The organism is Paenibacillus sp. Root444D2, assembly GCF_001426375.1.
Lineage (GTDB): Bacteria > Bacillota > Bacilli > Paenibacillales > NBRC-103111 > Paenibacillus_E.
On the sequence record NZ_LMEO01000051.1, the window covers coordinates 103,753 to 118,970 of the forward strand.

The 15,218-nt window shown below is 46.8% G+C and carries 12 protein-coding genes; all 12 read left to right on the forward strand.

From position 1 onward, the window contains the following. The first annotated feature begins 155 nt into the window (after positions 1–155). The 12 genes from ASD40_RS31910 (at position 156) to ASD40_RS31965 (ending at position 15,216) form a co-directional block, all read left to right on the forward strand. Complete coding sequence (locus ASD40_RS31910; RefSeq protein WP_057307450.1) at positions 156–1,568, forward strand: RtcB family protein; 1,413 nt, start codon at positions 156–158, stop codon at positions 1,566–1,568. A 25-nt stretch (positions 1,569–1,593) separates the two neighbouring features. After that, entirely contained in the window at positions 1,594–2,049 is a 456-nt protein-coding gene (locus ASD40_RS31915; protein WP_057307179.1) for a DIP1984 family protein, read from the forward strand. Between the two features lie 795 nt (positions 2,050–2,844). Beyond that, on the forward strand, positions 2,845–3,627 hold the full coding sequence (locus ASD40_RS31920; RefSeq protein WP_057307180.1) for a nucleotidyltransferase domain-containing protein: 783 nt from the start codon (positions 2,845–2,847) through the stop codon (positions 3,625–3,627). A 15-nt stretch (positions 3,628–3,642) separates the two neighbouring features. Beyond that, complete coding sequence (locus ASD40_RS31925) at positions 3,643–5,064, forward strand: RtcB family protein (protein ID WP_057307181.1); 1,422 nt, start codon at positions 3,643–3,645, stop codon at positions 5,062–5,064. Continuing rightward, positions 5,061–6,371, forward strand: coding sequence for an AAA family ATPase (locus ASD40_RS31930; protein WP_057307182.1), 1,311 nt, complete (start codon positions 5,061–5,063; stop codon positions 6,369–6,371). The genes ASD40_RS31925 and ASD40_RS31930 overlap by 4 nt, the downstream gene beginning before the upstream one ends. A 45-nt stretch (positions 6,372–6,416) precedes the next feature. Continuing rightward, complete coding sequence (locus ASD40_RS31935; RefSeq protein WP_057307183.1) at positions 6,417–6,995, forward strand: RNA 2'-phosphotransferase; 579 nt, start codon at positions 6,417–6,419, stop codon at positions 6,993–6,995. Next, positions 6,988–7,791: a TatD family hydrolase gene (locus tag ASD40_RS31940; protein ID WP_057307184.1), complete on the forward strand. Its 804-nt coding sequence runs from the start codon at positions 6,988–6,990 to the stop codon at positions 7,789–7,791. The genes ASD40_RS31935 and ASD40_RS31940 overlap by 8 nt, the downstream gene beginning before the upstream one ends. Before the next feature lie 255 nt (positions 7,792–8,046). Further along, the gene (locus tag ASD40_RS38900; protein WP_156390255.1) at positions 8,047–8,478 is read left to right on the forward strand and encodes a hypothetical protein; all 432 of its coding nucleotides are present in this window, start codon (positions 8,047–8,049) and stop codon (positions 8,476–8,478) included. A gap of 62 nt (positions 8,479–8,540) precedes the next feature. After that, positions 8,541–9,980 carry a hypothetical protein gene (locus ASD40_RS31950; RefSeq protein WP_057307186.1) on the forward strand — a complete coding sequence of 480 codons (1,440 nt, stop codon included), beginning with the start codon at positions 8,541–8,543 and terminating at the stop codon, positions 9,978–9,980. 24 nt (positions 9,981–10,004) lie between these two features. Then, complete coding sequence (locus ASD40_RS31955; protein WP_057307187.1) at positions 10,005–11,819, forward strand: HEAT repeat domain-containing protein; 1,815 nt, start codon at positions 10,005–10,007, stop codon at positions 11,817–11,819. Next, positions 11,795–12,886 carry an ATP-binding protein gene (locus ASD40_RS31960; protein WP_057307451.1) on the forward strand — a complete coding sequence of 364 codons (1,092 nt, stop codon included), beginning with the start codon at positions 11,795–11,797 and terminating at the stop codon, positions 12,884–12,886. Before ASD40_RS31955 ends, ASD40_RS31960 begins: the two co-directional genes overlap by 25 nt. Then, positions 12,844–15,216 carry a DUF5682 family protein gene (locus ASD40_RS31965; RefSeq protein WP_057307188.1) on the forward strand — a complete coding sequence of 791 codons (2,373 nt, stop codon included), beginning with the start codon at positions 12,844–12,846 and terminating at the stop codon, positions 15,214–15,216. The genes ASD40_RS31960 and ASD40_RS31965 overlap by 43 nt, the downstream gene beginning before the upstream one ends. Positions 15,217–15,218: the final 2 nt, after the last annotated feature.

The window sequence follows — 15,218 nt, forward strand, 5'->3', positions numbered from 1 at the left end:
CTCGCTCTTCATTTCAACCTTATCTCATTGTAACAGGGGAGAGAAATGGAGAAAATGGAAAACTTTTCACCTGTCGTCATACTTTCACCATGTTCGTTCGCACGCAAATAAGCGAAGATAGCTTTAGAAGAAAAACGGAGGTTAATCAAATGGATATGAAAACAATTGTACACGGCGGTAATCATTACGAAAAGGAACTAGAGCATGGCAATCTTCATGTTTTTGCTAACCCGGATGTGTTCCAATCTTTTGAGAACAAAGTATTCGAAATGGCAGATAATAACCTGCGGATTCCGCGCAATGTGCATATGAGCTACACCCCTGACGCCCATGTCGGAATTGGAACTTGCATTGGGACAACGGCAGTTTGGAGCATGAAGGATGGGTTCGTTTCCCCTTCCATTGTTGGTGTAGATATCGGCTGCGGCATGCGTGTTCATACGACGTCCCTGCATAAACGTGATATTCAAGACAAGGGTGTTCGCAGGGCGCTAATCAAAGCAATCGAGAAATATGTTCCAACCAATGAGCGCACAAATACGAATTATTCAGATATTGATATCATGGATGTTGTCCAAAACGGGTTAAAGGGACTTCCTGAGAAATATATACCGAGCGAACAGTGGTTGACACATGTAGAAGAGTCTACGTTTAAGTTCGACCACGCCTACCTTGAGAATTTGCCAGCAAAAATTCGTAAATATGCCCACGGGCAGCTTGGGACGCTTGGTGGCGGGAACCATTTTATAGAGATTCAATATCTAGAAGTGGCGGAAGCTCATAAGGATTTGGCAGCAAAATGGGGCTTGTTCGACGGTCAGGTTGTCGTCATGATTCACTCCGGTTCTCGTGCATGGGGAGCTATGTTAGGTCAAGAATTCACCAAGGTTTTTAGAGAAGTAATGAACAGTTGGGGTGTCGTAAATCCGGATCGGAATCTCTTATATGCGCCAATTGCAAGTCATGAAGGGCAAACCTACTTAAATCTGATGTATTCCGCTCTAAACTTTGCAGTAAGTAATCGACATATGATTGCTTATGGTGTGCGTGAAGCTTTCAGAGAAGTTTTTGGCGAGAATGAAGAATTGCCTGTTCTATATGACCTTATGCATAACTATGCGCTAAAGGAATTTCACCGCAATCAGCCGATGCTTGTTCATCGGAAGGGAGCGACAAGAGCGCTGCCGCCAGGTCATTTCCTGAATTCAGCTGCCTATAAAGAAACGGGGCATCCGGCATTAATCCCAGGTTCTATGGGAACCTCATCGTACATTATGGTTGGGAAAGAAGAAGGGCTGAAAAACTTCTACTCCATCTGTCACGGTGCGGGCAGAGCAAGATCACGGAAAGCAACGAAAGAGCTCGTCACTGTTGATCAATTCGCGCAATCGATGAAAGTTGGAACAGATGATGAGATTCTGGTTAATCATCGCTCCCTGCAAACCATCCTTGATGAATGTCCGCAAGCCTATAAGGATGTGGATCAGATTATTGATAGTGTTGTGGGTGCATCGTTAGCGGATGTGGTGGCGATTTGTAAGCCGATGGTTGCGATTAAAGGCGTTTAGGAAAATAATAGGAGAGGTGAAAACAATGAAATTAGCAGAAGCTTTAATGAATAGAGCCGATTGCCAAAAGCGTGTGGAGCAATTGAAAGCTAGATTAACACGCAGCGCCAAAGTCCAAGAAGGCGAGCAACCTCCTGAGAATCCAACAGACCTTTTTCAAGAGTTGAACGACACTTTAAATGAATTTGAATCTTTAGTGACGGCCATCAATCGGACGAATTCTCAAGTCTCGTTGAGCACTGGGGTTACACTTGCCGAGGCATTAGCACAAAGAGATACATTATCCATTCGGAGATCTATCATTCAAGATGTTATAAATGCTGCAGCTATTAGACAGGACCGATTCAGCAAATCGGAAGTGAAGTTTTATTCGACTGTATCTATTGTGGTTTTGCAAAAGCAGGTTGATCTGTACTCGAAAGCTTTTCGCGAACTAGACACGACCATTCAAGAAGCGAATTGGAAAACAGAATTGTTGTAAGTTATTTCATTATGACGTTGGTAGCCTTTTGTCCGAAGGTGAGCACAACCCGCCAACTGGGTAAGTTGGAACTGATGGTGGATGTGAGGGGCCATGTCCTGTAGGTTCGAATCCTGCTTAAACAACTAATGCCCATTACAGTTACAATCGTATAAGTTATGTTTATTGTTACAACCAAGTGCTGATTCAGACGAAATGGTGAGGGTGGGAACGGGGACTTTCATAGTGGAAATAAAGGAACGTCGATTCGTTATTCTTCCTTAAAATGACTTAAAATGCTTGGACGCGGAAAGTCAGTATCTTATTTGTCCAAAATGAATAGTGAAACTTGTCAAATGGAGCATATAGAGCATCCTCGTTCCGCTTCATCACTAAAAGGGGCAGTATTCGAACAAATAGAGCACTGACGTTCCGCTATTAGTGAAAAGGTGACGGTTTATGCAGCAGATCCTTGCCAAATTGATCGTCATAGCTTCTGATTGCAATAGATTATATTTATGATAGTGATCATTATAATTAATCTTTCCGCCGCAACGGATTGACAGTTCTTGGGTTTGACTCGTATGATGTTTGTAAATGAATGGAAAGGAGGCCGACGATATGATTCGCAATCAAATTTCTATGAATAACCTGACAATTGAAAAGCACATCATTCCATCGGTCTCAACCGGACTTGTGACGAATACGTAGGTACTCTTTGAGTAGGCCTAGTTTAAATTTGACATGATAAAGCCGTAGACGATGTTGGTCTATGGCTTTTTTGCGTCCACATAATAAGAAGAAAGGGTGAGTCCCATGACATTTGATATAGGAAAAATAGATAGTGAGCTTAAAAGAATTGAGCAAGAGGAAGGTGTACGGATCCTCTATGCCTGTGAATCGGGTAGTAGAGCGTGGGGATTTCCATCGAAAGACAGTGATTATGATGTGAGATTTATCTACGTAAGACCTGTGGATTGGTACTTATCTCTATTCGAGAAACGAGATGTCATTGAACGTCCGATTAGCGATCAGCTGGACATCAACGGTTGGGATTTGAAAAAGGCGCTGAACTTGTTTCGTAAATCGAACCCACCTTTGCTCGAATGGCTTCAGTCGCCGATTCAATATATGGAGCAATACGGTGTAACGGAGCAAATCCGCGAGCTGTCACCGCTAACCTTTTCACCGCGGTCTAGTATGTATCACTACTTGCATATGGCGAAAGGGAACTTTCGGGAATATTTGCAGGGTGAATATGTGAAAATCAAAAAGTATTTTTATGTGTTACGCCCAATACTGGCTTGCCAGTGGATTGAAGAGCGCGGCAGTATGCCGCCGATGGATTTTGAAGAGCTGGTAGAGCAAATGCTGCTGGAATCGAAATTAAAACAAGAAGTATATACGTTGTTGGCGCGTAAGAAGGCTGGTGTCGAATTCGACTTAGAGCCGAAAATTACGGTAATCAACGATTATTTAGATCGACAAATCGCTTATTTTGAAGAAACTGCCAAACATATCGCTGTCTCTGGCGAAAAACAAGAAGCAGCATTAGATGCTTTATTCCGAGATGCGCTAAGGGAGGTTTGGGGTTCATAGAGAGGAACAAAACGAATGAAAGAAAATTATATTCAGCAGGTCCAGCTCCCATCGGGAGTTGTGCATGTATACGCAGGAACTGAGTTGTTTAAAGCTTTAGATTATCAAGTTTTTCAAATGGCCAATAACAATTTGCAGATTCCTAATCAAGTGTATATGAGCTATACGCCTGACGTACATGTGGGAGTTGGCACTTGCATTGGGACGACAGCAGTTTGGAATACGAATGACGGATATGTATCTCCATCCATTGTTGGTAGCGATATTGGCTGTGGGATGAGGGTACATATGACGAATTTGCATAAGGATGAGCTGAAGGATGTGAAGCTTCGCCGCAAGCTTGTGAAAACGATCGAGAAGTATTTACCCGTTGAAGATCACGCACGTGGGCATTTCTCGGACATCCGATTGGAAAACATCGTCACCAAAGGACTGCATGGACTTCCAAAGAAGTATATTCCCGATGGCTACACGCCTAGGAAGGCGACTTCGCTTACACATGTAGAAAGCAGCAAATTTACGATGGATGAAAATGCATTGAATCGATTTCCGAGCCATGTTTGGCATCGGTCACACCGCCAGCTTGGGACGCTTGGGAATGGGAACCATTTTGCGGAGATTCAGTCGATAGAGATTGCGGAAGAGAACCGTGAGGTGGCTGAAGCATGGGGACTATTTGATGGTCAAGTGGTCATTATGATTCACTCGGGCTCGCGTGCATGGGGTGGCTCTGTGAGTCAATATTGCAGCAGTGATATGTTGAAGGTGATGAGGATGAACGGATTAGGGACGGCTGATCCTAAGCTGTTATTTGCACCTTTAGATCATCCGGCGGCCCAGACCTATGTAAATTTGATGTATTCGGCGCTTAATTATGCTGTTGTAAATCGTCACCTCATTGCGTATGCCATTCGGGAGGCTGGCAAAGATGTGTTTGGGTCGAAGTTTGAAATGACCACCTTGTACGATCTTATGCATAACTATGCATGGGAGGAAGAGCATGAAGGGCAGCCCTATTTTGTTCATCGAAAAGGGGCGACGAGGTCGCTTCCGGCAGGCCATCCAAGCAATCCGCTGCCTTATCTAAACACGGGTCACCCTGCATTGATTCCAGGTTCAATGGGGACGGCTTCCTACATTATGGTAGGAGCTCAGGGTGGCAAAGCTAACTTTCATTCCATCTGTCATGGAGCAGGACGAATTCGCTCGCGTAGCGCGACGAAAAGATTGATAACGCTAAATGAATTTGCTTCTTCCCTGCGAGTAGGTACGGATGAGGAAATTGTCGTAAACCAAAGATCGTTAGAGTCGATTCTAGATGAATCGCCTCAGGCTTACAAAGATGTAGATCAAATTATTGAGAGTGTCGTCGGAGCGGGATTGGCAGAAGTTGTAGCCAAATGCAAACCTATGGCGGCAGTAAAAGGTGCCAAATGAAACAATTACAAAGCTTGAAAATTAATGAAGAATCCGCAGCTGTATCAGCTCCGATTAGGTCTGAAAGCGGCTCGCTTAAAGCATATGGGGACTATGCCTATGTATTAGAACGCATTCAATATGTGCTGGAAGAGAAATATGGTCACGACTTTGAACCCTATTTGAGTGATGATGGGAAAGAAGAGTATTGGGAGCTGCTTGAACAGGATGTGAAGACAGAGTCTAGTGATGTGCATTTCGTCACTAGGATCTTCGACCATATGGAATCACGTGCATTCGGAATAGATGAGGAAAGTGATGCTGCGTCTTATCGAACGTTTCGTACACTGCGTAATAACGTTTTTGCTTACCCGTCCTGGGGAATCGCTTTAGCTAGAGTACCTATCTTTCGAATGAATGGCGTCGGAGAAGAGGATTTTGTTTTTGCTGTGGATGATGCGAGTCTGTTGCATTTTCTAGAACACGCTCGGCAGCGGCGAAGAGACTTGGATCGGCGACAAGTGACCGTTTTCACGGATGGGCCTCATGGAATGGAAAAAGAACTGGCTCCAATTACACGTATGGTCGACCGTGCGGAGGTCATTATGAAGGATGAAGTGAAGACGGATATTTATCGTTCTATCGATCAGTTTTTTGCTGAGGATCGTGCCTTTTTCAAAGAATATGAGCTTCCTTACAAAAGAGGCATCCTGCTCTATGGGAAGCCTGGCAATGGAAAAACAACGCTCGTCAAATCGATTGCCGGCAGCGTAAAAGCTCCTGTTGCTTATTGGCAAATAACGGAGAACACCGGTAGCGAATCTATCCAAGAGGTATTTCAAGCTGCAGCTAAAATGGCGCCAATGATTCTTGTTATTGAAGATATCGACGCTATGCCTCAGCGGGCAAGGTCGTACTTTTTAAACATTCTGGATGGTGCGACTTCCAAAGAAGGTATATTCCTTATTGGGACAACGAATTATCCGGAGCAAATTGATCCGGCACTTATGAACCGGGCAGGGAGATTCGACCGTGCTTATGAAATCAAGCTCCCAGACCTAGAGCTGAGACAAATCTATTTGGAGCAAAAGGGGATAGGGAAGCTTCTGAGCGAAGAGTTGATTCGCGTAACGGCGAAGCAAACGGAAGGGTTTACTTTTGCCCAGTTAAATGAATTGTATGTATCGGCTGCGCTTCAGTGGCATTACGAGCAAAACGTGAATATCGAGAAGCTGGTGAAATCGATGAAGTCTGATCTGCACAAAGGGCAGACGATGTCATGGATGAAAGAGGATGCGGATGTGAGGGTTGGGTTTTTGGTTAGTTGAGAAATGTGATAACAAATATGAATTAGATTTTAGGACGTGATTGACATGTTACCTGATAAAGTACAAATCCAATTAAGTAAGTTTATGAGTAAAATACTTCGGCACTCACCAGAAGAGTTCGGACTTAGCATCGATCCTATTGATGGTTCATGTGCGATTGCTGATTTAATAGAAGTTCTTCGTGTACAAACGAAGTGGTCAGAGATTAGAGTGAGCAATATTGAAGAAGTTGTAGCGCGCTGTGAAAAGCAGCGTTTTGAAATTAACGGCGATCGGATTCGGGCCAGATATGGACATAGCCATGATAAAGTCAGCTATCCAATGGCTGTGACTCCTAATGTGCTCTACCATGGCACGAATGTGCAGGTTGCCCCTGTGATTTTAAAACAGGGGCTGCGTCCCATGAAGCGTCAATATGTCCATTTGTCCGAAGGGCTCCATTTTGCAATTCTTGCTGGTCAACGAAGAGGGAAATTAGTTATTTTAGCCATTGATACGGAGAAGGCTTCCCAAGCTGGAGTAGTCTTCTACTACGCGGGCAATGAAGTATGGCTTGCAGACATAGTTCCTGCTGAGTTTTGCAGCGTTTATGGGGACGAAAAGGAAGGACAGGTAGATGGATAATCAACTCATTGATATTGGAGTTAATTTGATGCATCGTTCTTTTGATCAGGACCGCGACGAGGTGGTTGCGAAGGCATTAGCAGCGGGAGTGTCTCCACTCCTTTTGACTGGCACAAGCGTGAGAAACAGCGAGGGAGCTGCGCGTTGCTCCAATAAATTTCCGGGGAAATTATTTTCAACGGCTGGGATTCATCCGCACGATACACGCAATTGTACGACGCATATCATTGATAAGCTGCGTCAACTAGCGAAGCTGCCTCAAGTCGTGGCCATTGGTGAATGCGGACTGGATTATAACCGTGACTTTTCACCACGCGATGTGCAGCGTAAATGGTTTGAGGAACAGATTCAGCTTGCCTGCGAGCTGGAAATGCCGCTTTTCCTACATGAGCGAGAAGCCCATTATGATTTCGTTCGCATAATAAAGCCTTATATTGGCTCAATGAAGGTAGTGGTCCATTGTTTTACAGGGTCCCTGCATGAGCTTCAAGTCTATCTGCAGCTAGGATTTTATATCGGAATCACAGGCTGGATCTGTGACGAACGTAGAGGTAAACACCTGCGTGAGCTTGTGAAGCATATACCTCTAGATCGTTTAATGCTAGAAACCGATGCCCCATTCCTTACACCGCGGGATTTACCCTCAAAGCCGCAGGGTGGCCGGAATGAGCCAGCTTTTCTACCACACATCGCAACGACAGTTGCTTCATGCCTTGGTATAACTGTTGAGGTAGTTGCCGAATCAACGACGCGGACAACAAAGGATTTTTTTGGATTAAACGAACGCAATATGTGAGGATTTCCTCTTTGGCTTCAACCTCCTAGACGTTTAGGTTTTAGGTGGTACAAATAGTCAAAGGGGATTTCCTCTTTTTTTGATTATATTACACGCCAGAAAGTATACGATTTCGGCATTCCGAAAGCCACTTCCATATTTGCAAATAAACCTTCTTCTTGGCATGGTCGCTCATCTTTGAAAGTCCCCGATAGAGAGGTTACCCTCTAAAGGTAAGATAAGTCATTATATCCGCGCCGTGTGCAACCTGTAACGATGTTTTACATCGTTACAGATGGCTCGCCGTGGCCGTCGCGCGCTGTAACGATGTTTTTCATCGTTACAGATGGCTCGCCGAGTCTGTCGCACGCTGTAACGATGTTTTTCATCGTTACAGATGGCTCGCCGTGTCCGTCACGCGCTGTAACGATGTTTTTCATCGTTACGGATGGCTTGCCGTGTCCGTCACGCGCTGTAACGATGTTTTTCATCGTTACGGATGGCTTGCCGTGTCAGTCGCGCGCTGTAACGATGTTTTTCATCGTTACAGATGGCTCGCCGAGTCTGTCGCGCGCTGTAACGATGTTTTTTTTCATCGTTACAGATTGTTCAGTGGGGGCTGTTAATCGAAAGACTTGCCTAATGGCCAAGTTTTTCTTGTTTTTCTACTCCTTCGTTCTATTCGCAACTGAAATTCCATACCCATGAAAAAGGAAAAATTAGGAATTGTGTGGAAACTGTTTGTATAACCAAGTTATGAGGGGTACAAGATGAATTATTTAACGGAGTCGTATGTAGATAGTTTGGCGCTTAACAGCAGTGCGATCAAGAATGGCAAGGATTTGGTGAAGAAAAATAGTTTTCCGCTGCTCTGTCAGTCGGAGGACGAAACGATCATTTTTGGGGAGTGTAAAGGTAGCGGAAAAGACCCGTATCGATGTTCGGTCGATGTGGCGAAAGAGGGGAATCCCGTATTCCGCTGTTCTTGTCCGAGCCGTCAGTTTCCGTGCAAACATAATCTCGGTTTAATGTATGCCTACACGTCAGGCAAGACGTTCATCACTGCACCTGTGCCACAAGATATTGTGGATAAAAGGGAAAAGGCGGAGAAGCGGGAAGAGAAGAAGAAAGAACCTGTCGACCCGGATGCTCCAGCAGTTAAGCGCAAGACGAACAAGTCAGCATTAATGAAGAAAATAGCTGCACAGCTGGAAGGGATCAGCATTGCTGAGAAGCTTATCTTGCAGCTTGTACAGTCAGGGCTAGGAAGCCTGGACAAAAAGGCGCTGCAAACTGCTGATGAGCAGGCAAAACAACTTGGCAACTATTATATCCCGGGGATCCAAAAGGCACTTCGTGATTTGACGCTTCAGTTAAGAGCAGAGGAAGATCGGGAGACCGTGTATACCAACGTGATTGAGCAGCTTACCACACTGCAAGCATTGATCAAGAAAAGCAGAGAATACCTCAACAGCAGATTGGAAAATCCAGATCATCCTATGGATACGGAATCAACGTTGGAAGAATGGATTGGGCATGCCTGGCAAATTGCAGAACTGAGGGAGTATGGTCGCGCTCGCAGCGAGTCCTCGGAATTGCTGCAGTTGTCGTTCCGATCCTATACGGATCAGGCGAGGGGCGAGTTCATAGATGAAGGGTACTGGTCGGACCTGCAAAATGGACAGATCCATTTTACAAGAACATATCGGCCATTCCGTGCAGCGAAATACATACGTGAAGAGGATTCTATGTTTCAAGTCGTCGAAGCGAAGGAACTTGCGCAATACCCCGGGGAGCTTAACACGAGGGTTCGTTGGGAGGAAGCGATGTTCCGCGAAGCCGACTCACAAGATTTTCAGAAAATCCGTGCTTCAGCTCACAAGTCATTCCCAGAAATCATTAAACAAGTGAAGAATCAGATTAAAAACCCGCTTTCGGACAAGCGCCCTGTCGTACTGCTGCAATTTGCTGAGATCAAGAAGACGGAAACTTCCTTTGTACTCTTAGATGAACAAGGTAAGCAGCTTCCACTTGCAGACATTCCATATCTCAGCGAGCCTACGACTCATTTGCTGCCTATGTTGAATAAGACGTACTTACAGAATCAGGCTCTTCTGGTTATGTTCGAACACAATTGGAAGCATAACAGGCTTGAGGCGCAGCCTTTAAGCATCGTAACGACAAATGAAGTCGTTCGCTTGCTGTATTGACGAATAGAATTAGGAGACGAACCCATGAGTATAGATCTATTGTTTGAGCTGCAGCATGAGGTGCGGCGTTTGTTTATAGCAGGTAGCGGGATGGCGGCAGGCGATTTACGTTTGCAGAAAATGCTTCCCCAACTTCAGAAGCTTGGCGAGTCAGCGCCGGTGTTTAACCGAATGGCTCAGGCGGTTAGTCAAGTTCTTGAGGCGGAGACGAGTGGCTCAGCGAGCAGACTTTTAGAGTTAGGAACAATCTTGAATTCCGTGCTGTACACGCAAGGGAAAACGGAGACGAAAGAGGAACTCGTACCTGTGGAAGGAACGGGAGTGAAACTTTCGACGTCAATCCCGTACCGCAAGCTGCATCCACTGATTGAGGCATTGACGCAAAAAGGTCAGGGTCGAATGGAGCAGATTCGTCAAGGGTACGACGATGGGTTGTTTCATGATTTCCGCGTCATACCTGCTGCTGTTTCTGCGTTAGAGGATAGTTATGTAGAAATACCCGATTTTCTTCATCGAAAGGTGCTGCCCGAACTCGGAATAGAGGCTCTCCCCGCGCTTCTGCAGCAATTTAAGCTAGATGGCGGGAAAGGTGACGCCCGCAGATTGGAGCTAATCCATGATTTGCTTGCCCTATCTGCCTTAGATCTCCTTCTTCAAGCAGCTAAACAGGGTTCTACGGAAGTCCGTTCCACGGCGATTGAGCTTCTGGGCGATTATCCTGAGCAAGAGGATTTTATTCTAGAGCAAGCTGATGATAAGAAAAAAGAGATACGCAGAGCCGCCTTATTCGCCTTATCTCGTCTTGGAACGGAGCAAGCCATCGCTCGCCTTTACAAGGCACTGGGTTCGAAGGATCAGGATCTTGCCATTGAGCCGATTCAATTATGCAAGGCCAACGATTTGACTCTCAGTGTCATCGGGCATGCGGAAAGCGTGTTGGAGCGAATCGTTCAACGTACAAACGTGGAAGATTCCGCACAACAGTTGTTGGCGGACATCCGCAGCTTACAAGGCAAAAGAGTACCGGAAGTCGTGGATTTCCTAGAAAAATTGCTGTCTACGACTAGTTTTATTGTTCCCGAAACGGAAGCCGTACAGGATGCTGCCGCTGATCTTCTATTGCAATTAGATCTGCCTGAGGCAGACCGTTTTGCTGTTACTTTACATGAGGTGTACAATCGCAAATTTATTGCTTACAGCTTTAGAGCGGCCATCAAGATTCTTCCTCCAGAAGACGTCTACGAACGCTTTTGCCATGATCTTAAGGATAAAAAGCAGCCGGCGGCTAAGGATTTATTGCGAGGATTGTATGAAGTGACACCGACGCTGCTATACCAAGCAGATGAACCCAATGAGGTTGCTTCAGCAAAACTTACAACATGGGATTCAAGATGGGTGCATCTGTTTGTGAAATTGGACGAGGAAGAGCTCGTGTGTAGATTTGCTCAAGACCCGGACCCGAAAGTCACGGCTTATCTAGTCAAAAAATGCGAAGAGCTGCATAATTTTAACCGAAATAAAACAGCTAATATGTTGTTGATTCTCTTCAGCCAAAACTATCCGGATGCGCCAAGGCTTCTCATGGATATATTGGAAAAAGGCGGAGCCAAGCAGTTCTATTATTTGGATCGAGTCCAGCTTACGTTGCTTTCATTACTGCCAAAGTCTTATGCAGAGAGATTGCAGCTATTCGCAGAAGGGCTATCCTATCAAGGCATGAAAAATCAACTGCTAGAAATCGCGGAAACAATAGCTGCGAAGCCGGAACAAAACGAACGCTCAGATAACGAAGAGAAGGGACAGGGATTATGGGGATGGATCAAAAGCAAGATGTCGTAAGGTTACCCGCTGAACGTTTATACATCGAAGAATTGGAAGCTTTAAAGAAATTGGATCAGGACACGAAGCCGGCTGGATGGCAGCTTTCTCCGAAGGCAGTACTGACGTTCCTGATAGGTGGAAATGTAAAAGGGGTCGCAATTACGTCGAAATATATCGGCAACAAGCGGCTGGTAGAAATGGCAATAGCCACGCTGTTGACAGACCGAGCTCTCATGCTGATCGGGGAACCAGGGACGGCTAAGTCTTGGCTTTCGGAAAATTTGACGGCAGCGATCCATGGGGATTCTGGCAAAGTCATTCAAGGAACGGCGGGTACGAGCGAGGAGCATATCCGTTATTCTTGGAATTATGCCATGCTGCTGGCACAAGGACCCTCCGACCAAGCGATTATCAAAAGCCCGATTTTCCGCGCAATGGAAACAGGCGGGATCGCCAGATTTGAAGAGATCTCGCGCTGCGCATCCGAAGTACAGGACGCTTTGATCTCCATCCTGTCGGAGAAGACGATCTCGATTCCGGAGCTGGGCAGAGAAGTGTTCGCTGCAAGGGGATTCTCTATCATCGCAACGGCCAATACGCGCGATCGTGGAGTGAATGAGATGTCAGCCGCCTTGAAGCGGCGTTTTAACATCATCGTGCTTCCATCCCCTTCGGATATTGATACGGAAGTGGAGATTGTTCGCAAACGTGTCAGAGAAATTTCGACGAGCTATGAATTGAGAGCGTCGCTCCCAGAGGAGGAGGCGGTGCGCAAGGTTGTGACGATTTTCCGCGAGCTGCGCAGCGGGATGACACTCGACGGCAAAGAGAAGGTGAAAGGGCCGAGTGGCGTGATTTCGACTGCTGAAGCAATCTCGCTGTTAACGGGCAGTATGGCGCTTGCAGGAAGCTTTGGCAGCGGACAGATCAGTGAAGAAGATATTGCCGCTGGGCTCCAGGGAGCTATTGTGAAAGATGAAGAGAAAGACCGCCTCGTGTGGAAGGAATATCTCGAAAATGTGATGAAAAAGCGGGGATCGACATGGAGAAATCTGTACTTCGCGTGCTCGGAGATGAACAACTAGATCGCAGTCAGGGGTTTCATGTTTTTGGTATACGGCATTTATCTCCTGCAGGTGCTTTCCACCTGCTTGCTTTCTTAGATGAAGTGAAGCCTACGGCCGTGCTCGTTGAAGGACCTAGCGATGCAAGCGGTTTTATTACTGAACTGACTTCGCATGGCGTAGTCCCGCCGATTGCTATTTTGGCGTATACGGATCAACTGCCTGTGAGGACCCTTTTGTACCCGTATGCAGATTATTCACCGGAATATCAGGCGTTTCAATGGGCTAGCCGCAACGGTTCTCAGGCAGAATTTATCGATCTACCGTCCGAACACGCCTTGGCTATTTACGAGCAAAGGAAACGGAGGTCAACTTCTGCTGAAGGCGAGAGCAATCAGTCTGAGGTTGACGATTTTCAGGCTTATGTCCTTGGACAGAGGACGCTTTATCAGCAGCTTGCTGAATTGTCGGAAGAACCGGACTATGAAGCTTACTGGGAACGGCATTTTGAACATAATTTGCAAAAAGACGCCTACCGCCATGGCATTTATCAATTCTCGGCTCAAATGCGGGAGCTGACCGCGCAGCAGGAGTGGCAATTTGCGCCACAAGAAGCGGCTTACAATGAGATTCGGGAAGCTTACATGCGGCGCAGAATTCAGGATGCTATTGAAGCTGGGCACGCTCCTGAGAAAATAGTAGTCGTAACCGGCGCACATCATGCCTCCGCATTAGACTTCCGCTTTCCAGTGATGACGGATGAAGAGATGAAGGGGCTGCCCAAGACGACAACTAAGATTACTTTAATGCCTTATTCTTACTACAAGCTGTCTTCGCACTCGGGCTATGGGGCAGGGAACCAGGCTCCCGCTTATTTCGAATTGTTTTGGCAGTGCCTTCAAAAAGGTGATCTGAGCAGGCTTCCTTCCTTGTATTTTTCTCAGGTAGCTGCTTATCTCAGGGAACATGGCACTTATAGATCCACAGCCTCGCTCATCGAAGGTGTGAGGCTGGCAGAGGCTCTTGCTGCTTTGCACGAAGGTAATCATCCTACGTGGAAAGATCTTCGGGACGCAGCAATGGTATGTCTCGGTCATGGGGAGCTTTCGACAATTGTGGAAGCTTTGGCAAGAACGGACGTGGGTACGGCCATCGGCAGATTGCCAGAAGGAGTTAGCCAGACGCCGATTCAAGATGATTTGAACAGAGAACTCAAGCGGCTCAAGCTGGAGAAATTCAAGTCTACGGTTGCTTCAACCTTAGAGTTGGATTTACGTGAAAACCGCAGGGTGAAGTCAGAAGAAGCTGCATTTCTGGATTTGAAGCGGTCTGTTCTGCTGCACAGGCTGGAATTGCTTGGCATTAACTTTGCCAAGAAGCAAAGAGTGAATCAAGACTCCGCATCGTGGGCGGAGAATTGGGTGCTGCAGTGGACGCCGGAAGCTGAGATCCAAGCCGTGGAGTCGACCTTGAAGGGGGAGACGATTGAGCTGGCCGCGGCTTTCGTGCTGAAGGAGCGGCTCGATGTTTGCAGTGATATCGCGGAAGCTTCGCGCATCATTCGGGTCGCCTGCGACTGCACGTTGACGGAGCTGATGGAGCAGGCCAAATCTATGCTGCAAGGGCTTGCGGTGGATGCAGGCAACTTCGAGCAGGTCGCAGGGGCGGCCTACGAGCTGTCGGTGATGATCCGTTATGGATCGATTCGCCGAATCGAAACGGATACCCTTGTTCCGCTGCTCCAGCAGTTGTTCCTGCGGGGAACGCTGCTTCTTGTAGATAGCGCGGGTTGTAACGATGACGCCGCTCAGGGCATGGTTCGGGCGATTCAGTCGCTGCACACAATTGCCCAAGACCATTTTGAAGCGGTAGACGACGCTCTGTGGTTGAATAAACTGCAAGAGCTGGCTTCTCGCGATGACCGAAATGCAAAGCTGTCGGGCTTCGCTTTCGCTATATTACTTGAGCGAAATGAGATACCAGATGAGCGTGTTGCGATGGAAGTTTCGCGTCGCCTGTCACCGGGAATTCCTGTTGATCTGGGGGCGGGGTGGTTCGAAGGCATGTCGATGCGCAACCGATACGCGCTGCTGTCTAGGGTATCGTTGTGGCAGCAGCTCGATGCCTATATCGGATCGCTGGATAAAGAGGCATTCCAACGCTCGCTTGTGTTTCTGCGCCGAGCTTTCGGTTCATTCGAGCCGAGGGAGAAGGCAACAGTAGCAGAGATGATGGGCAATATTTGGGGTGTTGGTGCTGATAACGCCGGAACTGCTTTGCAGCAGCCGTTAAGCGAGGAAGAGAAGGAGAAGCTGGATGAGCTCAACGATTTTGATTTTGGGGATTTGTAGCC

Bases quoted from the DNA above. Each gene is read 5' to 3' on its own strand.
- ASD40_RS31910 (WP_057307450.1), top strand. From the start codon at position 156: ATGAAAACAATTGTACACGGCGGTAATCATTACGAAAAGGAACTAGAG.
- ASD40_RS31915 (WP_057307179.1), top strand. From the start codon at position 1,594: ATGAAATTAGCAGAAGCTTTAATGAATAGAGCCGATTGCCAAAAGCGT.
- ASD40_RS31920 (WP_057307180.1), top strand. From the start codon at position 2,845: ATGACATTTGATATAGGAAAAATAGATAGTGAGCTTAAAAGAATTGAG.
- ASD40_RS31925 (WP_057307181.1), top strand. From the start codon at position 3,643: ATGAAAGAAAATTATATTCAGCAGGTCCAGCTCCCATCGGGAGTTGTG.
- ASD40_RS31930 (WP_057307182.1), top strand. From the start codon at position 5,061: ATGAAACAATTACAAAGCTTGAAAATTAATGAAGAATCCGCAGCTGTA.
- ASD40_RS31935 (WP_057307183.1), top strand. From the start codon at position 6,417: ATGTTACCTGATAAAGTACAAATCCAATTAAGTAAGTTTATGAGTAAA.
- ASD40_RS31940 (WP_057307184.1), top strand. From the start codon at position 6,988: ATGGATAATCAACTCATTGATATTGGAGTTAATTTGATGCATCGTTCT.
- ASD40_RS38900 (WP_156390255.1), top strand. From the start codon at position 8,047: ATGTTTTACATCGTTACAGATGGCTCGCCGTGGCCGTCGCGCGCTGTA.
- ASD40_RS31950 (WP_057307186.1), top strand. From the start codon at position 8,541: ATGAATTATTTAACGGAGTCGTATGTAGATAGTTTGGCGCTTAACAGC.
- ASD40_RS31955 (WP_057307187.1), top strand. From the start codon at position 10,005: ATGAGTATAGATCTATTGTTTGAGCTGCAGCATGAGGTGCGGCGTTTG.
- ASD40_RS31960 (WP_057307451.1), top strand. From the start codon at position 11,795: ATGGATCAAAAGCAAGATGTCGTAAGGTTACCCGCTGAACGTTTATAC.
- ASD40_RS31965 (WP_057307188.1), top strand. From the start codon at position 12,844: ATGGAGAAATCTGTACTTCGCGTGCTCGGAGATGAACAACTAGATCGC.